The organism is Epilithonimonas sp. (genome assembly GCF_056329745.1).
This window is the reverse complement of record NZ_JBWEYV010000006.1, coordinates 54951-80469: the sequence shown is the minus strand read 5'-3', so window position 1 is coordinate 80469 and position 25519 is coordinate 54951. Positions and strand designations below refer to the sequence as shown.

Sequence of the window (25519 nt, the reverse complement as noted above, 5' to 3'; positions counted from 1 at the left end):
CAAGCTCTAAAACTTGGGTTTTGCTATATTATTTTTTCGGAAAAACAATTAAGGCATTTTGAAACCACGCGTTGTGATTCTACCGTAGCTGTCTACATATTTTACCTGCACATTTCCTTTATAACCATTCAGGATTTTTTCTACATCTTTTTGGGAATTGACCGGTTTACCATTAATTTCCATCACGATATAATTGTCAACCACGCCAATTTTATCCATCTCGCTACCTTCGGTAACATTTTTTGCAATCACACCACTTTCCAATCCATAGTCTGTTTTAACCCTTTCACTAAGCGGTTCAAATTCAGATCCTATTTTCTCTGTTACAGAAAGATCAGCTTTACTACGAGACGATGTACCGCCTTTCTGATCCTTTAGTGTAACCATCACAGTATTCGGTCTTCCATTTCTTGTATAAGTTACAGAAACTTTATCGCCCGGGCGTCTGCTTCCAATTGCAAAAGACAAATCAGCAAAACTTCCAATGGCCGTGTTATCTATTTTTGTAATAACATCACCCATTTTGATACCTGCATCTTCGGCGCCACTTTTTCCTGTGACTTCGGTTACGTAGATGCCATCACCTACTTTCACGTTAGATTTATTTTTTTGATTGTAAGCAGCAACCTGCATATCATTGGATAAATCCAAACTTCCAACACCTAAAAAGCCCCTTTGTACAAGACCAAATTTCTTGATATCTTCTATTATTTTTCTTGCAAGATTAGATGGTACGGCAAAGCCATAACCTTCGTAATATCCTGTTTTGGACTGGATCGCTGTATTGATACCAATAAGATCACCGTTAATATTAACCAATGCACCGCCACTGTTCCCAGGGTTGATGGCAGCATCCGTTTGGATGAAGCTTTCAATTGGCGTTCTTGATTGTTGGCTAAGAATATCGATACTTCTTCCTTTGGCAGAGATGATCCCAGCAGTTACTGTAGAGTTAAGTCCTAATGGGTTACCTACTGCTAGAACCCACTGTCCCACTTCTACCATATCAGAATTAGCGAAATTAAGATAAGGCAAGCCCTTTTCTTCTATTTTCAAAAGGGCAATATCAGTATTAGGATCGGTACCTACCAAAGTGGCGATGTAGGATTTTTTATTGCTTAATACAACTTCCAGCTTATTAGCACCTGCCACCACGTGGTTGTTGGAAATAATATAACCATCTGGGGAAATAATCACCCCAGAGCCTAATCCTGATGGCATATTTTTAGGTGCCTGCTGTTGTTGAGGTTGGCGTTGCTGATTACCTCCAAAAGGGCCAAAGAAAAAGTCGAACATATCTTGATCTGGCATTCTCTGCGCAGATCTGTCCTGATAATTTTTAATCGTTACAACGGCTGGTACCGTAGTTTTAGAAGCCTTCACAAAATCATCGCCGGATGCGGACATCCCTACAAAAGCGGAATTTTTTGAGGATTTTGTAAAATAAGAAAAATCTTCACCATTATTTTCAGATGACAAATAGTGGCTTGCGCCAAAAACAGTTGCCCCAGATATCACACCTGTTAATGCAAATGGCATTAGTTTTTTTAATGTATTCTTCATTTTAATATTCATTTCTTTTTTGAGATTATTGTTACACAAATTTAATGCTAAATTAGTATGAACTAAAAATTTAGTGTTACAGTTTTAACGAAGTTTAACCATTTTTAAAAAATTATTAATAACAATAGGCAAAAGACTGTTATTTATTGGCTTGATAATTACATAATTAGTACTAATATGTGACAAAACGATGACAGCTTGGCAGAATAATTGTTATAACTTTTCTAAAAGATTGAATTATGGAAAACGAAAATATCATTGATAAACTGACCAAATATGAATATGATGACAGCAACTTGTATACAGGATTTGATTCTGTAGGCGAAGCAAGAAAGTTTGCGGAGCAAAGAAATGGAAAGTTGGAAGAGGTAGGCTTTCTAGACGGCAATGATAATCCCGTGAAAGATGACTCGCAGCACCTTGTGGATGATAACAGGGTTTATAAAGCCTATGCTGGTCCAGATTATAAGATTTTGCAGTCATCGGACGAAGGCTTTCAGGAAATTGCTGATAAGCTAAAAGAGCGAGAATCTGAAATTACCGATAAAAGCCCAGACGAAAAGTATTTTTCTGATGCAGATTGGCAGATTAAAGAAGACGCCGTAATTGTTTTATACAAAGGAGAAGTGGAAAACGTTACTTCCCGTGAGAGATCAAAATATCTAATGCATACCAAAGTTTATGAACTGGCGGTAAGCGTTCCAAAATCAAAAGAATAAAAAATAGGATGGCAACTTCAAAAAAATATTCGGATAAAGCAGAAGAAAAAGTAGGCCAGGTGATGAAGGAATTCAAAGAAGGGAAACTGAAATCCAGCTCCGGCGACAAAGTCACCAGCAGGAAGCAGGCGATTGCCATAGGAATTTCCGAAGCCCGCGAAGAAGGCCTTAAAGTCCCGAAACAGAAAAAATCAAAATAACAACTACAGATCCGGCTCGTCCGGATTTTTTTATGCAGCAACGGCATTTGGTACAATTTGGATTTTATTAATAACTTTGCAGCCTTATGTCTCAAGATATTTCACAACACAAAACCGTTGCTTTTCATACACTTGGCTGCAAACTCAACTTTGCGGAAACCTCTACCATAGCAAGGCAACTCACAGATGCCGGCTATCAAAAAGTTAATTTTGACGAGCCTGCAAAAGTTTATATCATTAACACTTGTTCGGTAACAGAAAATGCCGATAAAGAATGTAAACTCCACGTGAAGCGTGCCGCAAAGGCTAACCCTGATGGCTTGGTAGCTATTATTGGCTGCTATGCCCAGCTGAAGCCCGAAGAGATTTCTGCCATTGAAGGTGTAGACCTGGTTTTGGGTGCTAAGGAAAAATTCAACATCCTGAGTTATCTTTATGATTTGGAAAAATCGGAAAATTATGCCGAGATCCATTCCTGTGAGATTGATGAGGCTGATTTTTTTGTCGGTTCTTATTCCATTGGTGACAGGACTAGAGCGTTTCTTAAAGTTCAGGATGGCTGCGATTATAAATGTACTTATTGTACCATCCCTCTTGCCAGAGGGATTTCCCGGTCTGATACTATCGACAATGTGGTGAAAAATGCTAAAGAAATTGCCGCAAGGGATATCAAAGAAATTGTTTTAACCGGCGTTAATATAGGAGATTATGGCAAAGGTGAATTTGGGAATAAGAAACATGAGCATACTTTTCTAGATTTGATTTCGGAACTGGATAAAGTAGATGGTATCGAGAGAATCAGAATCTCTTCCATCGAGCCCAACCTTCTGAAAGACGAAAGTATTGATTTAGTTTCAAAAAGCAGAAGTTTTGTTCCCCATTTTCATATCCCGCTTCAGTCTGGCAGTGACGAATTATTGAAAAAAATGAAGCGCCGCTACCTTACCAAACTTTATCATGACAGGGTTAACAAAATCCGGGAAGTGATGCCGTACGCAGCCATTGGCGTAGATGTGATTGTTGGTTTCCCGGGAGAGACAGAGGAACTGTTTATGCAAACCTACAACTTCCTGAATGAGCTACCTATCAGTTACTTGCACGTTTTCACCTATTCTGAAAGGGAAAATACAGAGGCGGCAGATATGCTTGGCGCTGTTCCCGTGGCGGAAAGGAAAAGAAGGAACAAAATGCTCCGAATCCTATCCGAAAAAAAGAAAATGGAATTCTACAGGACGCAGTTAGGTAAAACATTGCCGGTTCTTTGGGAGCATGAGAACAAAAACGGAATGATGTACGGCTTTACAGAAAATTATGTCCGCATTTCCAAATCTTATGACCCAAAATGGGTAAATCAGATCGAAAATATTACTTTGGATAAGATTTTGGAAGACGGATCTGTGGCTATCAAAGAAACCCAGTTTGAAGATTTCCTCGCAAAAATATAATTAAATCTAATCATTTCGGTTAAAATAAAAAAGTCGGAAGAATGCTCTCCCGACTTTGATTTTTATTGATGAAATATCAATTAATGAATATGTTTCTCTGCATGGTAAGAACTTCTTACGAGTGGCGAACTTTCTACATGACGAAATCCTAAATTTCTTGCAAAATCACCGTATTCATCAAACTCTTCCGGCGATACAAAACGTTTCACAGGCAAATGTTTTTTGGTAGGTTGCAGATATTGCCCAAGCGTAATCACATCCACATTGGCATTCCTGATATCCTCTATAGTTTGGAACACCTCATCTTTGGTCTCCCCCAATCCAAGCATCACTCCGGTTTTGGTACGGTTTTGCCCGGCTTCTTTCAGGTATCTCAAAACCTCTAGGCTGCGCTCATATTTGGCCTGGATCCGCACTTCTCTTGTCAATCGTTTGACGGTTTCCATGTTGTGGGAGATTACTTCCGGCGCCACGTCTATCAACCTATCAAGATGTTTAGTTAAACCTTGAAAATCCGGAATCAATGTTTCCATCGTAGTTCCCGGAGAAATCCTGCGAACGGCATTCACGGTTTCTGCCCATAGGATAGATCCCATATCTTTCAAATCATCGCGATCCACAGAGGTTAAAACCGCATGCTTGATTTTCATTAATTTAATGGATCTTGCCACTTTTTCGGGTTCATCCCAGTTGACATCCATTGGTTTGCCGGTCTTTACACCGCAGAAGCCACAGCTACGGGTACAAATATTGCCCAGAATCATAAATGTTGCCGTTCCCTCGCCCCAACATTCGCCCATATTAGGACAGCTTCCGCTTTGGCAAATTGTGTTGAGCTTATATTTGTCTACCAAATTTCTGAGTTCCCTGTAATTTTTACCGGTTGGCAATTTTACGCGGATCCATTTGGGTTTTTGTGTTAATGTCTCTTCCATTATCTAATTCAGGGTTTTAAGTTCAAAGCTTCCTCAAAAGGCTTAGTCTTGACTTTTTAAAAATCTGTTTCGTCTTCTTTTAATAATTCGGCCAAGATTTTCTTGGCTCTCATAATCCTCACTTTTGTGTTGGCAACGGAAAGATTAAGCTCTTCCGCTATCTCTTTAATACTTTTTTCCTCAAAAAACCTCAGGCGGATGATGTCCTGATTTTTAGCATCCATCGTCTCTATAATTTTAACGATTTTTTGCTGGTCCTCTTCGGAGATCATCAGTTCTTCCGGCGATTTGGCAAACTCGTTTTTATGATTGTGCAGGTTGTCCGAAGTGTCTTCGTTTTGCCTGTTTTGCTTTCTCCAGAAATCTATAATCGTGTTCTGGGCAATCGTAAAAACCCATGTTTTAAATTGAAAATCAGGATCAAACAAATCAAGCTTGTTCAGCACTTTTGAGAATACCGATACCGTAATCTCATCGGCATCATTCTCATCCTTCACACGGTTCATCACAAAAGAAAAAACATCCACCCAAAACATATTAATAAGCTGGGTCTGCGCTTTCTGATCCTTTGCACGGGCTTTTATAATGAGATTAAGGAGCTGATCTTCTTTCATTTCAATGAACAAAGATAATTATAATAATTAAAAAAAATCGATTCGGCGGCATTGAGAAATTCTATAATCCGTAAAACAGCCTATAACATTTAGACTGATTTTAAATAACAAAGATCAAGATTGCAATCCTTTTAAAATCCGTAATTTTACAGGCTTGATTTTTGTACTTCGACAATCAACAATCAACTAACAATCAGATAAATAAGTAATGGAATTTTATAAATACCAAGGCACGGGGAATGATTTTGTCATGATAGACAACCGTTTAGGAACCTGGGATGATCTTTCTATAGAACAAATCCAACAATTGTGCGACCGCCGGTTTGGCATTGGCGCAGATGGGCTAATTAAAATCAATACTGCGGAAGGTGTTGATTTTGAGGTGGATTATTATAATTCTGACGGATCCAAAAGTTTTTGTGGCAATGGTGCCAGATGCTCCGTTTCATTCGCACATTTCCTGAATATTTTTAAAAATAAAACAACGTTCCTTGGCATCGATGGGCTGCACGAGGCCGAAATTAATAACGGCATTGTCAAACTGAAAATGGGTGATGTTTCTGCCATTTCAAAAGATGGTGATCATTACGTTCTTAACACTGGATCGCCCCATTTTATACAATATGTGGATGATGTGGCAGGCTATGATGTTTACACCAACGGTAACAAAATCAGAAATTCTGATACCTATAAGAAAGAAGGCATCAATGTCAATTTTGTTTCCCAATTGGCTGATGACGAGCTTTTTGTAAGAACTTACGAGCGCGGTGTGGAAGACGAGACTTACAGTTGTGGCACCGGAGTTACCGCAGCAGCTTTAACTTTTATGCAAAATAACAATCAAACGTTTGTTAAAATTAAGGTGAAAGGCGGCTCCTTGAATGTCTATGCAAAAAGCAATGGTTCCGGTTTCTCCGATATTTGGTTGGAAGGTCCTGCAGTTCAGGTTTTTTCGGGAACAATCGAAATTTAAACTACTCTGAAATTAGCCTCATCTTTTATTTAATTTAAAATATTAATGAAAAAAATAATTATAATCCTTGCCGTTGTAGCCATCGCTATTATGGGTTTTTTCGGCATCCGGTTTTATATCAAATATTTCGGGAATAATGTGGAAAAAGAAGGTTTTGTCCTCATCCCTCACCGCGCCGGATACAAACAAATTCTGGATTCAATTGCGCCTTACCTTAAAAATAAAGATAACTTTCTAAGCATAGTAGGCAAAAAAGACCTGAAAGACCATTACAAACCTGGACGTTATGAGATGAAACCCGGGATGAGCAACCGCCAAATCACCAATATGATTATTGCGGGAAACCAAACACCCAACAGCTTCCGTATTAAGGATTTTGATGACGTTTACCAGATGATTGGCAGGGTCAGCAAAAAAACAGAAACCGACTCCGCAACGTTTATAAAGCAGCTGGATGCCGTGGCCAAGCAGAAAGGCTATAGCAATGCAGAAGATCTTAAAAAGTATTTTTTCAACAATACGTATGACTTTTTCTGGACGGTGACACCCAGAGAGTTTTTTGACAAATTTGATTCCGATTATAAAAATTTCTGGACAGCAGAAAGAATTGAGAAAGAAAAGAAATCCGGTTTAACAAGGGATCAAATCTACGCTTTGGCTTCAATTGTCTATAAAGAATCCGGCGGCAAACCCGATGAACAAAAAACAATTGCAGGTTTGTACATCAACCGGTATAAAAAAGGGATGAAGCTGCAGAGTGACCCAACAGTGATCTACGCTGTAAGCAAAGCCAGCAATTTTAAAACACAAATCAAAAGGGTTTATTATAAAGACCTTAAAGAGCCATCACCTTATAACACTTATGCCAACAAAGGGATTCCGCCAGGACCGATATGTATAGTGGACAAAAATTCATTAAACGCGGTGCTGGACGCCCAAAACAACAACTACATCTATATGTGTGCAGACCCGGCAAGATTGGGTTATCACAAATTCACAGATAATGATGCAGAACATGCCATCAATGCAAAAGCATATCAAGACTGGCTCAACAGCAAGCAGATTAAGTAAGTTGGAGCGTTGGAGCGCTGGAGCGTTGAAGCATTTTAGATAATAAATTAAGACAAATAAATAATAATGACTTTGGACTCCGGATTTCCGGTTACGAGTCAAAAATAGATCATAATGATACGAACGGAGATTGTAAATGTATTTCAGAGAAAAGTAGTGATAGCCTTATCAATAGGTGCTGCAAGCTTTGTAATGGCTCAGCAGAAAGTCAATATTTCTGGAAATGTAAAGGATGCTAACGGCGGTGTTGGCTACGCATCTGTCACTTTTAAAAATCAACAGAACAGCCAGCTGAGCGATGCTGTATTGGCTAATGCAGACGGTAGTTATAAGCTGGAGCTTGTACCAGGCAACTACGAGGTTAGTATAGAGGCCGTGGATTACAAAAAATTCACGCAAACCATTAATGTAGAAAAATCCGGAGCCCTTGCGCCTTTCGTCATTATCTCCGAAGGAAAAGCCAATCTTACTAATACTACAGACATCCAAGGCGTAACGATTACAGCTGCATCTACAAAACCTTATAAAGTTGAGCTGGATAAGAAAACCTACGATCCTTCTCAGGATTTGGTAAGCAAAGGTGGCAGTTTGCAGGATGTTCTGACTAATGTGCCTTCTGTTTCCGTAGATACTGATGGAACGGTTTCTATGCGCGGCAGCTCCAACGTTCGTTTTTTAATTAATGGAAAACCATCTGCCCTATTAGGTATAGATGATGGCGCTAATGCGCTGCAAAGTATTCCTGCAGATCAAATTGAGAAAATTGAGGTGATTACCAACCCAAGTTCCAAATTTGAAGCCAGTGGTACAGCAGGTATCCTGAACATTATTCTTAAAAAATCAAAAAAAGCAGGATTTAACGGCAGTGTTATTGGAACACTGGGTTATCTGCCTCAGACCAATCTTAATACAAGTCTTAATTGGCGAAAAGGTAATGTATCTTGGTTCCTGAACGGCGGCGGAGGTTATAGAGAATCGAAATATACAACCAGAAATGACAATTACTATAAAAACGTCAGCATAGATGGTAAAGAAACTGAAAGTCACCAGAATAGTGAAATAAAAAGTAAAAACAATAATTACAACGCCACGGCAGGTGTGGTTTACGATATTACAGATAAAACCTCTGTAAATGCTTCGGGAACTGTAAGAACCTTTGACAGTGAAAATAATGGCAATATTGACTATAACTATTATTTTCTGAATGCGGCTAACAGTTTTCTGCAAAGGAGAACAGCTGGCAGCAATAGCAACCTTGCTTTTCAGGGAGATTTTGGTCTCGATCATAAATTTGATGACAAAGGGCAAAACCTTTCCTTATCACTCAGTTTGCAAAGAAACAAGTCCAATAACGATTCTAACATTGCAGAATACAGTAACTACAGTGATATCTCCTCTTTACAAAATATTATCGGTCAAAAGACAGTTAATAAAAGTGTGATTGGTAAGGCAGATTATGAGTTACCACTGGGGGAAGTGTCTAAGCTTGAAGCCGGATACCGCCTGGATGCCAACACCAATGATTATGATAATAATGTACAGCAAAGTACCATTAAAGATCCAGCGCTTAATTACCTGGGGCTTTATACATACGATGCAACTTACAAAGAACTCTTTAATGCATTTTATCTTCAGTTCAAAAGTAAAGTAGGTAAACTGGGATATCAACTAGGACTTAGAGATGAGATCTCCAATGTGACGATAGATTATCAAAACATGCAGGGAACGGATACCATGTCTAATAAAAAGAAAAATTACAATAATCTCTTTCCAAGCGTATTTTTAAGCTATGAAGTCGCCAAAGACAACCAAATCCTGGTTAACTATTCCAGAAGAATAGACCGCCCAAGAGGCTTTTTCTTAATCCCAAACCCAAGTTACAGCGATAATCAAAACATCTTTGATGGTAATATAGATCTCAACCCTTCTTACGTAGATTCTTATGAAGTGGGTTACAGCATCTCCAAGAGAAAATTCACCATTAATCCTACATTGTACTACAGACATCAGACCGACGACATGAAAATGCTGGTTTATAACAAAAGCGAAGAGTACAAAGACGAAACAGGTGCAGTGATGAACAGAATTGTATTTCACACCAAGCCTATCAACCTGGGGACAGATGACCGCTATGGATTGGATCTTAATTTTAACTGGGATGCAACCAGCTGGCTAAAATTCATGGGAAATTTGGATGTATTTGGTTACAATACCAAAGGCAGCACGCAGTATGATACGGTTGATGAAAACCTAAACCCTATTGTTGCCACCGCTAATTTTACCGGTAAAGGTATTTCTACAAGAACCCGTTTGACCTCTACCTTTAAAATTGACAAAACATTTAATTTCCAATTGCAAGGTTTCTACAGAGGTGGTCAGAAAACAGATTATCAAAACAGAAAAGATATGTATGCTGTTAATTTCGGCGCTTCCAAAACCATCTGGAACGGTAATAGTACGATCGCGTTCAACATTCAGGATATTTTCAATACCAGATCTATGCGGGCTACTACTTATACGGCCAACAGTACAAGAGACTCATACATGCAATGGCAACCAAGACAGGCCTCTATTTCTTTAACTTACAGATTTAAACAAGGTGAAAAAATAGAACAACCTAAACGTAAAAAAGACATTAATGCCAATGATAATGGCGGCGATGAGCAAGGGCCAATGTAATATAAAAAGCCTCAAATAATATAAAACCACTGCTTTTTCCGCGGTGGTTTTTTGTAATGTTATATCTCTATAAAAATAGAATCCGCAGCTAATAACCTAGCTGCGGATTCCTTTAACAATTATAATCTAAAGGTCTATTTTTTCTGCTGGTCTTTCAGCTCTTCTTTGTCTTTATCAGATGGATTCCAAACTTTGACCTCCGCATTTTTATCAATACCGGATAATATCTGTACATTGATACCATCACTGGCGCCGAGTTTGACATATGTTTTTTTATAACTTCCATTAGCCTGTTTTACCTCAACAAAGGCTTTGTTACTACCCTTCTCATATTGTATAAGAGACTCATCAAGCAATAATGCATTTTTCTCTGAACTCAGTAAAATCTCGCCATTGGCACTAAAACCTGCTCTAATATACTCGCCTGTTTTGTTATAAACATCACCCTCCACTGCAAATTTGATGGTTCCGTTTTCATCAGTCCCTTTAGGGGCAATAAGCGTTAGTTTGCCCGGGAAAGTTTTATTTTGCAGCGCACCTATTACCACATTCATCTCCATACCCTGCTTAAGTTTACCGGCTTGCGCTTCATCTATATTACCTTTGAAAATCAAAGAATTAAGATCTGCGATAGAACATATTGTAGTACCAGGGTTGAAGGCATTGGCTTCAATAACCTGGCTACCAACTTTTACAGGGATTTTCAAAACAGTACCGGCTGCTTTTGCCCGGATTTGCGTGGTTGCCATATTTTGCAACTCTGGCGTAGCACCGGTTCTCACTATCTGCAATTGTTTCTGTGCGGCATTCAGTTGCTGTGCGGCCAGCTTCTTCTGTTGCAAAGTCGTCTGCAACTGTTGTTGAGATGTAATATATTCCTGCTTGGATATTACTCCCTGTTTGTAAAGCTTCTCCTGCATTGCAAACTGTTTATCCTGATTATCAACATTAATTTTGGCATTATTGAGCTGGATTTGTGAATTGGTAACATTCATTGTGGCATTATTCACATCAGTCACATTGGGTACAATTCTTATAACGGCCAATAGTTGACCTGCTTGCACCTTATCGCCTTCTTTAACGCTAATGCTCTGGATAATCCCAGATATATTGGGTTTGATTTCGATCTCTTCCTGTGGTTCTATCTTCCCAGTGGCCATTACTTTGTCATCCAAATTCTTAATGACAGGCTTCCTGCTGAGAAAAACTTCATTTTCTGTAGAATTAGACTTGATGAGATAACCGATCCAGCCAATCACAGCAATGATAAACAGTAATCCCAAAAGTATGGAAATGGCTTTTTTGAATGTAAATTTCTTTTTTTCCATTATGTAGATATCGTTTTTTTTGTTTGTATTAAATCAATATTTTCTTAACCTTATTAAAGGACATTTTATTCTGTTCGGAGTGCCTCAATAGGTCGTATTTTAACAGCTCTTTGCGCAGGGATAAGTCCTATAAGCAATCCCAGTACAATCATAATTCCCATCGCCGTAAAAACATTACTATAATCTACCGTTGGGTTATAGAACGGAAAAGCATCATTATTCCGGGTTACAAGGTTGAGAATCATCAGCAGAAATATCCCGCCTAGAAATCCCAACAGACCCGACGACAACGTGATAACGACACTCTCCAGCAAAATCTGGTTCCGAACTTCGGAAGGTTTGGCTCCCAGCGCTCGCCTAATGCCTATTTCCTTTGTTCTCTCTTTTACCGTGATGAGCAATATGTTTGAAATAGCAATAACACCCGCAAGTATCGTAAGCGTACCGACAATAACAGTCAACAGCTGCATACCAGAAAGGAATCCCGTCAATTTCTTAAATTCTTTACCTACATTGAAACTTCCAAACGCATTGGTATCTTCCGGAGAAACATGGTTTAATATTTTCAGCTCATCTTTAACTTTGTTTTCCACCATGCCAATATCGGCGTTGGGCTTACCTACGATGGCCAGAAAGCCCACTTTGTCACCTTCATTGTACAAGCCGGTATAAGTGGAAAAAGGAATATATGCCGATCTGTCGTTCTCCATACCGCCACCTTTCTTCACTCTGAAAACGCCAATGACAGTGAAAAAGATACCTTTCAAGTTAACGGATTTACCAATAGGATTCTCCTTTTTACCGGCATCAAAAAGGTTTTTATAGACTTCCTCACCAATAACGATGACATTTTTTTTCATATTGATATCCTGGTCATTAAGATAACGCCCATAGATCAGTTTCTTCTGTGAAATCTGATTACCGACGGGAAAGTCACCAGTAATCATATAAGTATTCTTTTTACCGTTTCTGGAGATTTGGTCTCCCGGCGTACCAAAATTTCCGCGCACACTTTGTGGCGAGATATAGTCGATCTCGGGGATCTTTTGCTGTAGATAATCAATATCTTTCAGGTGCAAAGTCATAGTTCGGCCTTTTGGAAAACCATCAAATGGAATATTGGTTTTTTGAGGCCACAGAAAGATAGAATTGGTCGCAAACCCCGAGAAAAGCTTGTTGAAACCATTCTCCATACCCTTTGCCGCACCCAGAAGGCTTACATAGAGAAACATGCCCCAGCCCACACCAATCATGGTGAGGAATGTGCGGAGCTTGTTATTCCGTAAAGAATAATAGATCTCCTGCCAGGTATCTCTTTTAAAAAGTATGTTCACGCCTTTATTTCTAAATGATTAATGATTTTTATGATGACTCTCCAATATTGCTATTATTATTTTCTTAGACCAAATTTTAAAAAAACATCAAGATCAATCTGCTCTCAGAGCTTCGATAGGTTTTATTTTGGAGGCTCTGTATGCAGGCACAAACCCGGCAATAACTCCGGAAAGAATGAGGCAACAAAAGGCACTCACTACAAGTCCCCACCCAACAGATGGATCTGTAATAAAGAAGTCTTCTAGATGATTGCCTATCAGTTTAAGGGCAAGCACACCAAGGCCAACACCGATAAGACCAGAGATTACGGTTATTACAATGCTCTCCTGTAAAATAAGCGCGACAATCCCAGCAGGTTTTGCACCAATGGCTTTTCTAACGCCGATCTCCTTGGTACGTTCCTTCACGATGTACACCATTATGTTGCTGATGCCAATTATCCCTGCCAGAAGCGTTCCCATTCCTATAAATCCAACAACTGCTGTGATAACAAAGAGGAAGGCAAAAGAATCCTTTGTATTTTCGGCATTATTATTTACAAAAACACCCTGTTTATCTTCCGGCGAAATTTTATGTCTTTTCCTAATGGTCTTCTCAACCTCTTTGCCATAGTTTACTGCCTGATCTGGCGTAAGTTTCTGATTATAGGACAACATAATCGTACTTACTGTATCCGAACTTTTTTTCATCTGCTGCAATGTAGAAAGTGGGATTGAAATATGTCTTTCGTCCCAATCGCCACCCGGGTCCGAGAAAACACCTACTATACGGAACATAGTGCCATTAACTTGTAAATCCTTACCAATTGGATTGCCATCTTTTATCAGGTCCCGCCATACCATCCTACCGATGGCTGCCACATTTTGCTTACGCTGGTTATCGAGTTGATTGATATATCGCCCATCTATCATGGTACGGTTTTCCAGGAATTTTTCATCACCCAGCACACCATTAATCTGATAACTGCCACTCTCTTTACCATATTTCACCACCATATTACTGGTATATCTTGGTGAGGCATATTCTATCTTGTTGCCACCTTCTTTTTGCAATGCATCAAAATCGGAATTATTAAATGTAATCTGCCGATCCGACTGTAATCCTGCATATGGTAAAGTCGTTTTTCCCCCAAAAATCATGATAAGATTGGTAGCATCCTGCATAAAGGCTTTAGAAAAAGAATTATTAAGCCCATTACCTATCCCGAAAAGCACAATAAAAATAAAAAGTCCCAGCGCAACCGTAAAACCCGATAACACCGTTCGCAATACATTACTGCGAATAGAACTGAAAATCTCCTGCCAGCGGTCTAGGTCAAACATAATTTTTAGGTTGGAAGCTCAAAGTTGGATGTTTCCAGCTTTTCGCATAATTTATTTTTAAATTTTTATTTATTTTCAATTCATTAAGCACCTTCATCAGACTTCGTCCTTCTAGCTTTACAATACAATCTGGTTGATAAATTCGTCACTTTCTATGCGGCCATCTTTTAGGACAACGTTTCTTTTGGTTTGTGCGGCCACATCGGGCTCGTGGGTTACAACTACGATGGTTTTGCCTTCATTATTAATCTCCTGAAGCAGTTTCATGATATCGTGTGTGGTTTTGGAATCCAAAGCGCCGGTTGGCTCATCTGCCAAGATTAGTTTGGGATCTGTAATCAAGGCTCTTGCGATGGCAATACGCTGTTTCTGCCCGCCGGAGAGTTCACTTGGGAGGTGTTCTGCCCATTCTCGGAGGCCTACTTTTTCCAGGTATTCCTCTGCTTTTTTTGTGCGTTCTTTGCGGGAGACGTTTTGATAATACAGTGGTAGCGCAACATTGTCCAGCGCTGTTTTGTAATTAATCAAATTGAAGGACTGGAAAATAAACCCTAAGAAACGGCTTCTGTATTCTGCAGCTTTAACTTCGGTGAGGTGTTTGATGGGAAAACCGTCGAGTTCATAAACACCAGAATCGGCCTCGTCCAGAATACCTATGATATTGAGCAATGTGGATTTCCCAGATCCCGAACTTCCCATGATGGATACAAACTCGCCCTGATTGATGCTTAGGTTGATGCCCTTCAGTACATGAAGTTTGCTTTTCCCCGTATCGTAGGACTTGTTGAGATCTTCTATTTTGAGAATAGGATGGGACATTTGCCGGATTTTAGATGATAAGTAAACGCTTGTAAAGAAATGTTACAAGTACCAATTAAAATTTTCTGAATATCTGATAATTATACTATGTTTTAGCCCATGCAAGGATTGCGAACAGTAAAAATGTTATTAAAAACTATTAAGAAGCTTCAACTTTATTGATAAATTTTCTACTTGCTCCAGCGCGTGAGGGCGGAGGGCATTGTTGGAGCTCCTGCGCCGAAGAAGCAGAGCGACTGCCCGTAGACCGACCGCTTGTTTTTTCCAAGCCAAAAGCTAAAAGCCAGACTGGAAAAGCTATAAGAGAAAACAAGGGGGCACGCCCACAAAAAAAATTAAGACAATCCGTAACAATTTCGGGAAAGTGTTGTCTTATTAGGTATAATTTTTCTTTTATGCTAAAAAAGATATTTTGCATCGGGCTGCTTTCTCTGGGGATTCTAGGGTTTTCACAGAAAAAATGGACCATTCAGGAATGTGTGGATTATGCGGTAAAAAATAACCTGCAGGTTCAGGCGCAAACGTACAACAAGGATGTCCAGGCAAAAAATCTGGATATGGCCAAGAGGCAATACCTGCCATCTGTCTCGGGGACGATTTCCAATAATGCCAATTTTGGGCAAACATTGGTGGGCACCAACAGTATACGAAATGACAGTTACTATAACGGGGCTAATATTGGAGCCAACGTATTGGTCTATAACAATGGAAGGCTGGAAAAGACAGTCCGCAAGACCAATTATGACCTAGAGGCCAACCTCCTGGACATAGAAACCGTTAAAAATAATATTGCCCTGCAGATTGCACAGCAATATCTGAACGTGATGTTGAACAGGGAGATCAAGAAAATATCTGAAAGCGCCAGGGATAACGCCCAAAAACTCTATGACCGTGCCAAAATCACCACCGAGGTTGGTACCACGGCACAGACCGTTCTTGCAGAAGCAACAGCGTCATTAGCACGGGAAAAACAAAATGTCAAAACAGCGGAGATTAACGTGGAAAAGGCTTTGTTCGCTATGGCACAACTTCTTCAGCTGCCGGACTATCGGGCTTTTGACGTGGTTGACATCCCGGTACCCGATAACCTTGCACCACAAACCGAATCTGTAGAAGATGTTATTACGACCGCTTATGCCAATCAACCCGTGGTAAAGGCTGCAGAACAACGTATAAAGTCTGCTGAGGCTGAGAGTGAAGTGGTAAAAACCAACTTCTGGCCTACAATAACAGCTACTGCAGGCATCGGAAGTTTTTACAATAACTTGCTTAATAAAAATACCATTGGCTATGGTGTAGATGCACAGGGCAATCCCGTCCCCATCAAAGAACGAAATTTCACTCAACAATACAGTGATAACTTCGGGCAACAGTTGAGCCTCTCTGCCAACATCCCAATTTTTAACAAAGGTATTACCAAACTACAGGTTGAGCAGAGCAAGATCAATCAGAGTCTCGCCAAAAATAATCTGGATCAGCAGAAACTACAACTGAAACAGGATATACAGCAGGCTCAGTTTAACGCAGATTCTAATTACGAAGTTTACACCGCTGCCACAGAAGCAGAACGCAGCACAAAACTGGCATTGGACTTTGCCGAAAAAAGTTATGAAGCCGGCCGTTCTACCATTTATGATGTGAATATCGCACGGAATAATTATGCAAATGCCCAAGGATCCGTAGCCCAAGCCAAATATAATTACTTATTCAGCATCAAGGTTTTGGATTTCTATGCAGGGCGTGGGATTACTTTATAAGATTTTTTTTAACAAAATTTCCTTAAAACCCAATACAAGTCGCCCAACCTATTTTGGCGGCTTTTTTATTGAAGGATTCATTGATTATTTGCATTTTTGCGGTAGAAGGTGCTGTAATTTTTCTTATCTTTGAGATATGCCAATCTTTGGAAAAGACTTATTAACAGATATCAAAAAAGCGGAATTACTGGGGGAAAATGCCCACAAAGTGTATTCTCCGCCCTATCGCCCATTGTACAGTTACGAAGATATTCTTACAAAGAATCCCAAACTGGCTGCTGTAAATATACTACTCTATCTGAAAGATAATGAATGGCATTTCCCCCTTATTGTGAGAAGTATTAATGAGAATGACCGCCACAGCGGGCAAATATCATTACCTGGCGGCAAAAAAGAGCCGGAAGACCCCGACTTTTCTTACACGGCAAAGCGCGAAACCTCTGAGGAAATGGGAATTGACATGCATTATGTCCGCATCATCCGCGAGATGTCGCCTATCTACATTCCGCCAAGCAATTTCTATGTTCATTCATTTATTTCCTACACCAAGAAGAATCCTCAATTTTTTCTTCAGGAGACCGAGGCTGTGGAATTGATAGAATTCCCAATCGCATCATTACTGAGCCTTCCGGATCAGCCAAAAATGCTGGCATTACCTTCTACCAAAGGTTATGAAGTGCCGGTGATTGATTTTAATGGCTATATTATCTGGGGTGCCACAGCAATGATCCTAAGTGAATTCAGTAACTTGTTAAAAAATGTTTAATTTTGCATTTGATTTCCTGCACTGGAAATTAATAATTGATATCAATGGCAAAAAAAAATATATTCACTGATTCCTTTGGCAACATCTACGTCCTGAAAAGGCTGATTATCTTCATCTTGGGATTGGTCTCTTACAGAAGATTCAATGGTTTCAATAAACTGAAGATCACCGGTACCGAAAACCTGACTGATTTACCAGCCAGCAACGTGCTGTTTGTGTCTAACCACCAGACTTATTTTGCTGATGTGGCCGCTATGTATCACGCTTTTTGCGCTGTGAACAATGGTTATCACAACACCATCAAAAACCCGGTTTACCTGCTAAACCCAAAAGTTGATTTCTACTACGTGGCAGCGGAAGAGACGATGAACAAAGGTATCTTGGCAAGGATTTTTAAAATTGCCGGCGCAGTAACAGTTAAAAGAACATGGCGTGCCGAAGGTAAAAACGTCAACCGAATGGTGGACCTCAGCGAAGTGGAAAATATTATGAAAGCTCTGGACAACGGCTGGGTAATTACCTTTCCGCAAGGTACAACTTCTGCGTATGCGCAGGGAAGAAAGGGCACAGCAAAGCTTATCAAAAACCAAAGACCCATTGTTATCCCCATCAAAATTAATGGTTTCCGTAGGGCATTTGACAAGAAAGGCCTCAAAATAAAAGTAACCGGCGTAAAACCAACTATGGAGTTTAAACCGGCACTGGATATCGATTATGACAATGAGTCCGCAACGGAGATTCTCGATAAGATCATGCACGCCATAGAGCAGACGCCTGAGCATAACCTGCTGCATGATTACGACGAAAAACTCAAAGAACCCAAGCCTTTATCGTAAATTAATTCTCGTTTAGAAAACTCAATATTTTCTCAGCCGTTTCTTTTTGGCCTTTGTCGCTAGCGAGGTATTCTCTTTCATCTTTTTGATTGGCAAATCCCAATTCCAGCAAAAGTGAAGGATTATTAGACATTCTCAGCATGTGCAGCTTTTCGGTTTTCACAGGGCAGTTATTAAATTTGGTGGCCAGTTTATCGGCTAACACTTTAGAAGCCTCATTGTCTTTATAAAAAATTTCGGCACCTTTCTTTTCAGAATTGGCTTTTGGCGAACTGTTGATATGCAACGAGATGGTAAGATCCGGATTAATTTTATTAACAAGATCAGTCCTCTCTGACAGGGCCGGATAAGAATCATCATCGCGGGTTAGGATAATTTCTAGATCTTGGTTTCTGTTAAGTTCTTTAATCTTTTTAGCCACCTGTAGCACAACATCTTTTTCCACAAAACCATCCCGGTTAATCCCTAAATCTTGCCCACCATGGCCGGCATCTATAACCACCACTTTTTTCTCCTTCAAAAGACTGAAAGACAACAAAACACCTAGTGAAAGAACACCAATCATTCTCATTACATTTTTCATAATTAATTGTTTACATTGTTATTACAAACAAATAACGAAAAATTATAACTAAAAATGAGTTAAGACAATTATAAAAAATGTTAAAAAAATTACGGTGCCAGCCTTACAATCTGCCAGTCATAATCCTCGGTAAGAGAATATAGGATACGGTCATGCAGACGGTTTGGCCTGCCCTGCCAAAACTCGATTTCGTAGGGCTTTGCGATATAGCCGCCCCAGTTTTCGGGTCTTGGGACTTCTTTGTCTTCGTATGCGGTTTCCAAATCTTTTAACTGGTTTTCCAGAAAACTCCTGTCCGGGATCACCTGACTCTGAGGCGAAACTACCGCACCCAACTGGCTACCCTTTGGGCGGGAATGGAAATAGCCGTCACTTAGGTTTTCGGCAATTCGCTCCACATTGGCTTTGATAATAATTTGCCGTTCCAGGCTTGGCCAAAAAAAACTGAGACAGGCTTTTTTGGTTCTCTCCAGCGATTGTCCTTTTCTGCTATCGTAATTGGTATAAAATATAAAACCATATTCGTTATAAGATTTTAGCAAAACCATTCTGGTTCTGGGGCAGCCGTCTTCTTCCACAGTGGAAATGGCCATGGCATTGGTTTCAGCAATCTCTGGATGTTCTTCAGCTTCCAAAAACCAGTCCCGGAATTGCTCCATGGGATTTTCCCGGACTTCGGATTCTATTAATTGGGATTTATTATATACCCTTCTTTTATCATGCAGGTTTTCGGAATGACTCATCATTAATTATCAGGTTTAAATTAAAAAAATGAAGAAAAATTGAGATTTAACCCCAAATCTTTACAGTTTATTTTTTCAAAAAAAATATTTTTTTTATAGCTTTGATGTATGAATTACTCTTACAAAGGTAAAATATTAATATCAACCCCGGATTCTTCAGGAGACATATTTTCGCGCTCTGTTGTACTGATTACAGACCATAACGAGAATGGCGCATTTGGACTCATCCTCAACAAAAAAAATCAGAATATGAGTTCGCGGCTGTTGGATATATTTGGTTTCCCGGTAGAATTGTATGAAGGCGGTCCGGTAGAGAATGACAAAGTGTTCTTTATCCTGAAAGGCCAAAAAATAACGACACATTACTCAGACATCAATGATGACTTTTACCTTACCGAAGACATGGATTCTGTTGTTGCTTCTATTGTAGAAGGCAGAACAAATATTGCGGATATTAAGGTTTTCTCAGGCTATTCCGGCTGGGCTGCAATGCAATTGGAAAGCGAGCTGCAAAATAAAATGTGGACCGTAGTGGATGTCTATAATTTGGATTATACCGTTCCTAATGACCAGAATCTCTGGAAAAAAATTATGCAAAATTTGGGAGGCGAGTTCCTTCTTTGGGCCAACGCCCCAGAAAATGTTAATTTGAATTAAATCTATAAAAACCGGACTTCAACTTTCCCAGACTGATGGTAGAAAAAACCATCACTATCATACTCGATATTGGTGAGGCCTTCCAGGATGTCATAAACCATTTTTTGCAAAACGCCATCGCCAATACCGTGGATCACCTGCAGGTTTTTGATCTTATTTTTCCTGCAAAAATCAATCGTTTCCAATAACTTTTCTTTCTGAATCATCAGCCTCTCAAAAGCATCATATCCTGAAGGGTGTTTAACCAAATGATCAAAGTGCAGATCAACTTTAAGTGGTGATTTGTTGTGCTTTTTTGATATTAATTTTGATGTTTCCGTTTTTCTGACAACAGGCGAATTTTTGTATAAATCATCATCAATAATCGTTAACTGAGATTGCTTAAAATGATAGGTGAAACCGTGCTCATCCTCTATCTTAACCTGATCTGCAATAATCCTAACTACCTTTCCCCGAAGATTGTCATCAATAACCGAAACCAGATCGCCAACTTGCATAGATTTTTGTAACTAATTAATTTTCAAACACTCCCATTATTAAGCTCTGTTACCTAGTTCTATAATTTCCAGATCCTTGACCTCGCTTTTTTCTATAGTGAAGCGCATCATCGTCCGCACCTTGTGCCAGCCATATTTCCCACAGGCACCGGGATTCAGGTGAAGCAAATTATTCTTTTTATCAAACATTGCTTTCAGAATATGGGAATGCCCCGAAATAAATAATTGAGGTTTATTCTCTTCAATTTCTTTCTTGGCTAACGGAGAATATCTACCCGGATAGCCACCAATGTGGATCATCAAAACATCCACTTCTTCGCATCGGAAACTTAAAACTTCTGGAAAAATCGTACGGATTTTAGCATCATCAATGTTACCGTAAACGCCTCGGATTGGTTTTATTTTTTCCAATGCTTCAATAACTGCCAAATTCCCAAAATCTCCGCAATGCCATACTTCATCGGCATCTTTTGCATAGTCCAAAATCCTATCGTCTATGTAAGAATGGGTGTCTGATAAAAGAAGAATACGTTTCATTATCTATTCTGTCAATTAATTTACTGAATTAAAATCTGCCCAGCTGTCAGCATCTTGTAAAGGATAAATCCGCCCGTACCTGCGGACACAACAATCAAGATCAAAAGCCAAAAAGCCGCGGTCTTGATTCCCTTTTTATACATCACAACAAAAACCAATTGCAGGATAAAAAACAGAATTGATAACACTGAAACATTTACAATTATCTGCTCTTTTGAAAGGGTTTTACTAAAAAGAAAAACGGAGACAAAGACTAAAATTATCACCATCATTTTGATAAATTCTGATGGCTGCGAAAGTTTGTTTTTGGATGATGGCTTCATTATTTTGATAAACTAAGAACTTTACAAAATTACAAATTAAGAAGTTCTTAATAATTAAAAAAATTTCAGGAAATTTACCGCCGAAATGAGATATTTTATAGAGTTTTCTTACAACGGTTCCGCTTACTTTGGTTACCAGATACAGCCAAGACAAGTTTCTGTACAGGAAGAACTGGAAAAAGCGCTGTCCATCATTCTTCGTGAACCGATAAAAACGACAGGAGCCGGCAGAACAGACACTGGCGTGCACGCCAAAAAGATGTTTGCCCATTTTGAAACCGAAAAAATCCCGGACGACAATCTGGTTTACAAACTCAACTCTTTCCTATCGGAAAATATTGCTATTAAAAGAATTTTCCTTGTCCCTGATGACCTGCACGCCCGTTTTTCGGCAACGTTCAGGACTTATGAATATTACATTTCGCTGGAAAAAGATCCTTTTTCCAAAGATTCTTCGTGGCAGTATTGGCGGCAAAAACCACTTGATGTTGAACTAATGAACGAGGCCTGCAAAATCCTCTTCGAGTATGATGATTTTACCAGTTTTGCCAAGCTTCACACAGACAACAAGACCAACATTTGCAAAATCTACAAAGCCGAATGGGAACAACTTGGAACGCAACTTAAATTTACCATTTCCGCTGACCGTTTCCTGAGAAATATGGTGAGAGCGATTGTTGGCACCATGATAGAAATTGGTAGTGGAAAAATTGCCCCCAACGATTTACGGACTATTATCGAAGACCAATACCGGAATTCTGCCGGTGTTTCCGCACCTGCCCAAGGTCTTTTTTTGGTAGATGTTGGCTATGACTGGTAACTTAAAATTAAATTGGTTGGCAGAGCTGTAAACTTTTAAAATCTTATTTTTGCAAAGATTTTTCAATTTTGGAAATTCCCAAGACAAAAAAATGAAAGAACAAAATACTTGGAGCATTGTAAAACGGCTTTTCCTGATTGGAATGAAATTCCGTTCGTGGTTTATCCTCACGCTGATTATCTCGATTGTTTTAGCCATCGTTTCCACTTACCGCCCGATTCTTACCAAAAATGTTGTTGATATAGACATCGTCCAGCTTAAGGACAAAGCGCAGCTGATGAAGCACATTTACCTGCTGATTGGCCTTGTGGTTGCAGAGACGGTTCTCAACTTTTTTCTGGTTTATTTTTCCAATTTTATTTCGCAAAACGTCATCCGTGACATTAGGGAGCGGCTTTATCACAAGTTGATCTATTTCCGGACTTCATTTTTTGACAAAACAGCAATAGGAAATCTAGTCACCAGAGCCGTAGGCGATGTAGAAACTATTGCCACCGTTTATACGGATGGTTTCCTAATGGTTTTTGGCGACATCCTGAGAATTGTAATGGTGCTATTCGCTATGTTTCAGGTAGATACGCACCTCAGCATTATTTCACTGGCTATTTTGCCGATAATGGTAGTCATTACGAGGGTTTTTCAGAAAAAACTGAAAGTGGCTTTTGGACTGGAAAGAAGCTGGACGGCAACCCAAAACAGTTTTGTGCAGGAACGTTTAGGCGGGATGCCACTCATTCAGGTTTTTAACCGTCAGGAAGCAGAATTTACCAAATTCGACAAGATCAATATTGAACTTAAAAAAGCCTTGCTGAGAACTGTTTTCATCTTTTCACTATTCTTCCCCGTTGTCGAATTGATTTCCTCACTTTTCATTGGATTTATCTTATTTTATGGTGGATTTATCAAGTCTACACCCGGTGTTATTATTGCGTTTATCCAATTTATCAATATGCTCATCCGTCCGTTGAGACAGATTGCCGATCGTTTCAATAATATCCAACGAGGGATTGTAGGCGCAGAAAGGGTTCTAGGCGTGATGGACGAAGATCAGGCCATGCCTAACAACGGAACGATTTGCAAAGATCACTTTGACGGTAAAATAGAATTTGAGGATGTTCATTTTGCTTACGATGACAAGCAGGAAGTTTTGAAAGGTATTGATTTTAAAGTCAACCCTGGAGAAACAGTTGCCATTGTGGGTGCAACAGGAGCAGGAAAATCTACCATTATCAGCTTGATTACCAGACTATACGACATTAATTCCGGAAAAATATTGCTGGACAATGTGGACATTCGAGATTACGAATTATACAACCTGAGAAGTCATATTGGTGTGGTGCTTCAGGATGTTTTCCTTTTCCACGGTAGCATTTTTGAAAACCTGACTTTGGGTGATGAGGACATTACACTGGACAAAATCAAAAAAGCCGCACACGAAATTGAAGTGGACGAGTTTATAGAAAAACTGCCCGGCTCCTACGATTATGTAGTGAGTGAGCGCGGTTCATCTATTTCGCTTGGGCAGAGACAATTGCTGTCATTTTTGAGAGCTTATCTTTCTGACCCAAAAATCCTGATTCTTGACGAAGCTACCTCATCCATCGATCACGAAAGTGAAAAACTGATCCAAAGAGCAACGGAAAAAATCACGAAAAACAGAACTTCCATCATTATTGCGCACCGACTTTCTACCATAGAAAAAGCGGACAAAATCATTGTGATGGACCACGGATTAATTGTGGAAGAAGGCACACATCAGGAATTGTTGGCTAAGAATGGTTATTATTCTGTACTGTACAAAGCGCAGGTTGTGGCTGAGGATGACAAGAACAAGATTTCAAGAGAGATTTAAAGAATATTTTAATTCTTGGTGAACCATTTAATTAGTTTTTCACAATTCTGTGTCGGAAACTTATTAATCCCGAAGCTAATATCAGGCAAACAATAATGATAATTTTGAATGTTTTTATACAAAGACAAAGATCCCGTCCGGTAATAAGAGAAATGCAGTCTTTGGGATTGGCTGTTTCGTTTTTCAGGCTAAGTTCTGTATTGATAACACCGAAAACGGATACCATGATAACCAAAATCAGGAAGCTGATGATGGCTGCATATACCGTTTTTTTCATAGTTTAGTTTTTGGTTTTTTAGTTTAATTGTCAGGTCATTATCATATTTTTAAAATTTCCCAGGCTTTTGCTATTTCATTATTTTTTAAAAATTGTTGTGCTAATAAATGTACATCTTTTTCCGAAGAAAAACCGCTCAACGGCAGAATTTCGATATTTGCCAACATTCCAAGGTCGTTACCTGTAAAAATACCGCTGGATTTGATTTCGAACGGTAAATTATCGTAGCCAATCCCTTTCGTAACCAATGGTTTTGGAACTTCGAAGATATTATTTTCATTGTTTCTGGAATAGAAATTACCTCCTAACCGCGCAACCAAATCCAATTGTTTCTGGTCAAGATTCCCTGCTTCATCCAGATATTTTTCTTGGATATGAATTTTGACAATCTCCGCAATCACAAGATTCCCGGCTCCGCCAAGATTGCCAAGCGATTTAATTTCCAAAACTTTGCATTCAAAATTAACCGGCGATTCTGCAATCAAAGGTGGTTTTACAATGTCTGCGGGTTTCATCGTCAATCCTGATTTAATGAATTCATTCAAGCCATACTCATATTCGGTACTCGCCAAAGAAACCTGTTGAACCATATCGAAATTGACATTTCCAATAACCAATTCCGGGACTTCTTTCAGATTTTCCAGGGTATGTTTTGTCGTATTATCACGCACTCTTCTGGAAGGTGAAATAATCACAATCGGCGGAACGGTGCTAAACATATTGAAAAAACTAAACGGCGAAAGATTAATCTCACCTTTGTTGTTAATCGTACTGGCCAAAGCTATTGGCCTTGGCGCAATCGCGGTTTGCATCACTTGTTGTAGCTGAACGGGCGAAATATCAGAAGGGATGATGGTTTTCATTTTTT

The 25519-nt window shown here is 39.4% G+C and carries 26 protein-coding genes; 12 read left to right on the top strand and 14 right to left on the bottom strand.

Features of this window, described 5'->3' with window-relative positions; all coding sequences use genetic code 11:
- Positions 1 to 48: 48 nt before the first annotated feature.
- The gene (locus tag AC00Y6_RS06190; protein WP_474489748.1) at positions 49 to 1563 is read right to left on the bottom strand and encodes a Do family serine endopeptidase; all 1515 of its coding nucleotides are present in this window, start codon (positions 1561 to 1563) and stop codon (positions 49 to 51) included.
- Positions 1564 to 1802: 239 nt separating this feature from the next.
- On the opposite strand from AC00Y6_RS06190, the gene AC00Y6_RS06185 reads away from it, so the two are divergent.
- From AC00Y6_RS06185 to mtaB, 3 genes are all read left to right on the top strand, one after another.
- Positions 1803 to 2282 (top strand): hypothetical protein, encoded by a 480-nt coding sequence (locus AC00Y6_RS06185; RefSeq protein WP_474489747.1) that lies wholly within the window; start codon positions 1803 to 1805, stop codon positions 2280 to 2282.
- Positions 2283 to 2290: 8 nt separating this feature from the next.
- Complete coding sequence (locus AC00Y6_RS06180; protein ID WP_474489746.1) at positions 2291 to 2482, top strand: DUF6496 domain-containing protein; 192 nt, start codon at positions 2291 to 2293, stop codon at positions 2480 to 2482.
- 86 nt (positions 2483 to 2568) lie between these two features.
- Positions 2569 to 3927 carry a tRNA (N(6)-L-threonylcarbamoyladenosine(37)-C(2))-methylthiotransferase MtaB gene (gene mtaB / locus AC00Y6_RS06175; protein ID WP_474489745.1) on the top strand — a complete coding sequence of 453 codons (1359 nt, stop codon included), beginning with the start codon at positions 2569 to 2571 and terminating at the stop codon, positions 3925 to 3927.
- Between the two features lie 80 nt (positions 3928 to 4007).
- On the opposite strand, the gene lipA is transcribed toward mtaB, so the two are convergent.
- Together lipA and AC00Y6_RS06165 are read right to left on the bottom strand one after the other, a co-directional pair.
- The gene (gene lipA / locus AC00Y6_RS06170; RefSeq protein WP_474489744.1) at positions 4008 to 4862 is read right to left on the bottom strand and encodes a lipoyl synthase; all 855 of its coding nucleotides are present in this window, start codon (positions 4860 to 4862) and stop codon (positions 4008 to 4010) included.
- A 56-nt stretch (positions 4863 to 4918) separates the two neighbouring features.
- Complete coding sequence (locus AC00Y6_RS06165; protein WP_474489743.1) at positions 4919 to 5476, bottom strand: RNA polymerase sigma factor; 558 nt, start codon at positions 5474 to 5476, stop codon at positions 4919 to 4921.
- A gap of 208 nt (positions 5477 to 5684) precedes the next feature.
- Between AC00Y6_RS06165 and dapF the strand changes: the two genes are divergently transcribed.
- The 3 genes from dapF (at position 5685) to AC00Y6_RS06150 (ending at position 10199) form a co-directional block, all read left to right on the top strand.
- Positions 5685 to 6449: a diaminopimelate epimerase gene (gene dapF / locus AC00Y6_RS06160; RefSeq protein WP_474489742.1), complete on the top strand. Its 765-nt coding sequence runs from the start codon at positions 5685 to 5687 to the stop codon at positions 6447 to 6449.
- Positions 6450 to 6494: 45 nt separating this feature from the next.
- The gene (gene mltG / locus AC00Y6_RS06155) at positions 6495 to 7520 is read left to right on the top strand and encodes an endolytic transglycosylase MltG (protein WP_474489741.1); all 1026 of its coding nucleotides are present in this window, start codon (positions 6495 to 6497) and stop codon (positions 7518 to 7520) included.
- A gap of 114 nt (positions 7521 to 7634) precedes the next feature.
- Entirely contained in the window at positions 7635 to 10199 is a 2565-nt protein-coding gene (locus AC00Y6_RS06150; RefSeq protein WP_474489740.1) for a TonB-dependent receptor domain-containing protein, read from the top strand.
- A gap of 134 nt (positions 10200 to 10333) precedes the next feature.
- Here AC00Y6_RS06150 and AC00Y6_RS06145 read toward each other — a convergent pair whose 3' ends face one another.
- From AC00Y6_RS06145 to AC00Y6_RS06130, 4 genes are all read right to left on the bottom strand, one after another.
- On the bottom strand, positions 10334 to 11527 hold the full coding sequence (locus AC00Y6_RS06145; RefSeq protein WP_474489739.1) for an efflux RND transporter periplasmic adaptor subunit: 1194 nt from the start codon (positions 11525 to 11527) through the stop codon (positions 10334 to 10336).
- 65 nt (positions 11528 to 11592) lie between these two features.
- Positions 11593 to 12861 carry an ABC transporter permease gene (locus AC00Y6_RS06140; RefSeq protein ID WP_474489738.1) on the bottom strand — a complete coding sequence of 423 codons (1269 nt, stop codon included), beginning with the start codon at positions 12859 to 12861 and terminating at the stop codon, positions 11593 to 11595.
- A 93-nt stretch (positions 12862 to 12954) separates the two neighbouring features.
- A complete protein-coding gene (locus tag AC00Y6_RS06135; protein WP_474489737.1) occupies positions 12955 to 14184 on the bottom strand; it encodes an ABC transporter permease in 1230 nt (409 codons plus the stop codon).
- A 117-nt stretch (positions 14185 to 14301) separates the two neighbouring features.
- The gene (locus AC00Y6_RS06130; RefSeq protein ID WP_474489832.1) at positions 14302 to 14991 is read right to left on the bottom strand and encodes an ABC transporter ATP-binding protein; all 690 of its coding nucleotides are present in this window, start codon (positions 14989 to 14991) and stop codon (positions 14302 to 14304) included.
- Between the two features lie 407 nt (positions 14992 to 15398).
- On the opposite strand from AC00Y6_RS06130, the gene AC00Y6_RS06125 reads away from it, so the two are divergent.
- The 3 genes from AC00Y6_RS06125 (at position 15399) to AC00Y6_RS06115 (ending at position 18362) form a co-directional block, all read left to right on the top strand.
- Positions 15399 to 16760 (top strand): TolC family protein, encoded by a 1362-nt coding sequence (locus tag AC00Y6_RS06125; RefSeq protein WP_474489736.1) that lies wholly within the window; start codon positions 15399 to 15401, stop codon positions 16758 to 16760.
- Between the two features lie 136 nt (positions 16761 to 16896).
- Positions 16897 to 17526: an NUDIX hydrolase gene (locus AC00Y6_RS06120; RefSeq protein ID WP_474489735.1), complete on the top strand. Its 630-nt coding sequence runs from the start codon at positions 16897 to 16899 to the stop codon at positions 17524 to 17526.
- Positions 17527 to 17570: 44 nt separating this feature from the next.
- A complete protein-coding gene (locus tag AC00Y6_RS06115; RefSeq protein ID WP_474489734.1) occupies positions 17571 to 18362 on the top strand; it encodes a lysophospholipid acyltransferase family protein in 792 nt (263 codons plus the stop codon).
- A gap of 1 nt (position 18363) precedes the next feature.
- Here the strand turns inward: AC00Y6_RS06115 and AC00Y6_RS06110 are convergent, their stop codons facing one another.
- Both AC00Y6_RS06110 and pdxH read right to left on the bottom strand, forming a co-directional pair.
- Positions 18364 to 18945, bottom strand: a complete 582-nt coding sequence (locus AC00Y6_RS06110; protein WP_474489733.1) for an N-acetylmuramoyl-L-alanine amidase family protein — start codon at positions 18943 to 18945, stop codon at positions 18364 to 18366.
- Positions 18946 to 19034: 89 nt separating this feature from the next.
- Positions 19035 to 19691, bottom strand: coding sequence for a pyridoxamine 5'-phosphate oxidase (gene pdxH / locus AC00Y6_RS06105; protein ID WP_474489732.1), 657 nt, complete (start codon positions 19689 to 19691; stop codon positions 19035 to 19037).
- 105 nt (positions 19692 to 19796) lie between these two features.
- Between pdxH and AC00Y6_RS06100 the strand changes: the two genes are divergently transcribed.
- Entirely contained in the window at positions 19797 to 20345 is a 549-nt protein-coding gene (locus AC00Y6_RS06100; protein WP_474489731.1) for a YqgE/AlgH family protein, read from the top strand.
- A 2-nt stretch (positions 20346 to 20347) separates the two neighbouring features.
- Here the strand turns inward: AC00Y6_RS06100 and AC00Y6_RS06095 are convergent, their stop codons facing one another.
- From AC00Y6_RS06095 to AC00Y6_RS06085, 3 genes are read right to left on the bottom strand one after another with little or no spacing between them, the layout of a single operon-like run.
- Positions 20348 to 20842, bottom strand: coding sequence for a Smr/MutS family protein (locus AC00Y6_RS06095; protein ID WP_474489730.1), 495 nt, complete (start codon positions 20840 to 20842; stop codon positions 20348 to 20350).
- 39 nt (positions 20843 to 20881) lie between these two features.
- Positions 20882 to 21379, bottom strand: coding sequence for a metallophosphoesterase family protein (locus AC00Y6_RS06090; RefSeq protein ID WP_474489729.1), 498 nt, complete (start codon positions 21377 to 21379; stop codon positions 20882 to 20884).
- Positions 21380 to 21399: 20 nt separating this feature from the next.
- Positions 21400 to 21702 (bottom strand): hypothetical protein, encoded by a 303-nt coding sequence (locus AC00Y6_RS06085; protein ID WP_474489728.1) that lies wholly within the window; start codon positions 21700 to 21702, stop codon positions 21400 to 21402.
- 85 nt (positions 21703 to 21787) lie between these two features.
- On the opposite strand from AC00Y6_RS06085, the gene truA reads away from it, so the two are divergent.
- Together truA and AC00Y6_RS06075 are read left to right on the top strand one after the other, a co-directional pair.
- Positions 21788 to 22522, top strand: a complete 735-nt coding sequence (gene truA / locus AC00Y6_RS06080; RefSeq protein ID WP_474489727.1) for a tRNA pseudouridine(38-40) synthase TruA — start codon at positions 21788 to 21790, stop codon at positions 22520 to 22522.
- 91 nt (positions 22523 to 22613) lie between these two features.
- Entirely contained in the window at positions 22614 to 24374 is a 1761-nt protein-coding gene (locus AC00Y6_RS06075; RefSeq protein WP_474489726.1) for an ABC transporter ATP-binding protein, read from the top strand.
- A 31-nt stretch (positions 24375 to 24405) separates the two neighbouring features.
- Here the strand turns inward: AC00Y6_RS06075 and AC00Y6_RS06070 are convergent, their stop codons facing one another.
- Both AC00Y6_RS06070 and AC00Y6_RS06065 read right to left on the bottom strand, forming a co-directional pair.
- The gene (locus AC00Y6_RS06070; RefSeq protein ID WP_474489725.1) at positions 24406 to 24651 is read right to left on the bottom strand and encodes a hypothetical protein; all 246 of its coding nucleotides are present in this window, start codon (positions 24649 to 24651) and stop codon (positions 24406 to 24408) included.
- A gap of 41 nt (positions 24652 to 24692) precedes the next feature.
- Positions 24693 to 25514 (bottom strand): flavin reductase family protein, encoded by an 822-nt coding sequence (locus tag AC00Y6_RS06065; RefSeq protein ID WP_474489724.1) that lies wholly within the window; start codon positions 25512 to 25514, stop codon positions 24693 to 24695.
- Positions 25515 to 25519 lie beyond the last annotated feature (5 nt).

Excerpts from the sequence above, each read along its gene's own strand:
- mltG (WP_474489741.1), top strand. The coding sequence starts at position 6,495 with ATGAAAAAAATAATTATAATCCTTGCCGTTGTAGCCATCGCTATTATG.
- AC00Y6_RS06150 (WP_474489740.1), top strand. The coding sequence starts at position 7,635 with ATGATACGAACGGAGATTGTAAATGTATTTCAGAGAAAAGTAGTGATA.
- mtaB (WP_474489745.1), top strand. The coding sequence starts at position 2,569 with ATGTCTCAAGATATTTCACAACACAAAACCGTTGCTTTTCATACACTT.
- AC00Y6_RS06085 (WP_474489728.1), bottom strand. The coding sequence starts at position 21,702 with ATGAAGCCATCATCCAAAAACAAACTTTCGCAGCCATCAGAATTTATC.
- AC00Y6_RS06070 (WP_474489725.1), bottom strand. The coding sequence starts at position 24,651 with ATGAAAAAAACGGTATATGCAGCCATCATCAGCTTCCTGATTTTGGTT.
- AC00Y6_RS06090 (WP_474489729.1), bottom strand. The coding sequence starts at position 21,379 with ATGAAACGTATTCTTCTTTTATCAGACACCCATTCTTACATAGACGAT.
- AC00Y6_RS06075 (WP_474489726.1), top strand. The coding sequence starts at position 22,614 with ATGAAAGAACAAAATACTTGGAGCATTGTAAAACGGCTTTTCCTGATT.
- lipA (WP_474489744.1), bottom strand. The coding sequence starts at position 4,862 with ATGGAAGAGACATTAACACAAAAACCCAAATGGATCCGCGTAAAATTG.
- AC00Y6_RS06115 (WP_474489734.1), top strand. The coding sequence starts at position 17,571 with ATGGCAAAAAAAAATATATTCACTGATTCCTTTGGCAACATCTACGTC.
- AC00Y6_RS06120 (WP_474489735.1), top strand. The coding sequence starts at position 16,897 with ATGCCAATCTTTGGAAAAGACTTATTAACAGATATCAAAAAAGCGGAA.
- AC00Y6_RS06125 (WP_474489736.1), top strand. The coding sequence starts at position 15,399 with ATGCTAAAAAAGATATTTTGCATCGGGCTGCTTTCTCTGGGGATTCTA.
- AC00Y6_RS06110 (WP_474489733.1), bottom strand. The coding sequence starts at position 18,945 with ATGAAAAATGTAATGAGAATGATTGGTGTTCTTTCACTAGGTGTTTTG.
- AC00Y6_RS06165 (WP_474489743.1), bottom strand. The coding sequence starts at position 5,476 with ATGAAAGAAGATCAGCTCCTTAATCTCATTATAAAAGCCCGTGCAAAG.
- AC00Y6_RS06180 (WP_474489746.1), top strand. The coding sequence starts at position 2,291 with ATGGCAACTTCAAAAAAATATTCGGATAAAGCAGAAGAAAAAGTAGGC.
- AC00Y6_RS06190 (WP_474489748.1), bottom strand. The coding sequence starts at position 1,563 with ATGAAGAATACATTAAAAAAACTAATGCCATTTGCATTAACAGGTGTG.
- AC00Y6_RS06135 (WP_474489737.1), bottom strand. The coding sequence starts at position 14,184 with ATGTTTGACCTAGACCGCTGGCAGGAGATTTTCAGTTCTATTCGCAGT.
- AC00Y6_RS06100 (WP_474489731.1), top strand. The coding sequence starts at position 19,797 with ATGAATTACTCTTACAAAGGTAAAATATTAATATCAACCCCGGATTCT.
- AC00Y6_RS06145 (WP_474489739.1), bottom strand. The coding sequence starts at position 11,527 with ATGGAAAAAAAGAAATTTACATTCAAAAAAGCCATTTCCATACTTTTG.
- AC00Y6_RS06065 (WP_474489724.1), bottom strand. The coding sequence starts at position 25,514 with ATGAAAACCATCATCCCTTCTGATATTTCGCCCGTTCAGCTACAACAA.
- AC00Y6_RS06185 (WP_474489747.1), top strand. The coding sequence starts at position 1,803 with ATGGAAAACGAAAATATCATTGATAAACTGACCAAATATGAATATGAT.
- truA (WP_474489727.1), top strand. The coding sequence starts at position 21,788 with ATGAGATATTTTATAGAGTTTTCTTACAACGGTTCCGCTTACTTTGGT.
- dapF (WP_474489742.1), top strand. The coding sequence starts at position 5,685 with ATGGAATTTTATAAATACCAAGGCACGGGGAATGATTTTGTCATGATA.
- AC00Y6_RS06095 (WP_474489730.1), bottom strand. The coding sequence starts at position 20,842 with ATGCAAGTTGGCGATCTGGTTTCGGTTATTGATGACAATCTTCGGGGA.
- pdxH (WP_474489732.1), bottom strand. The coding sequence starts at position 19,691 with ATGATGAGTCATTCCGAAAACCTGCATGATAAAAGAAGGGTATATAAT.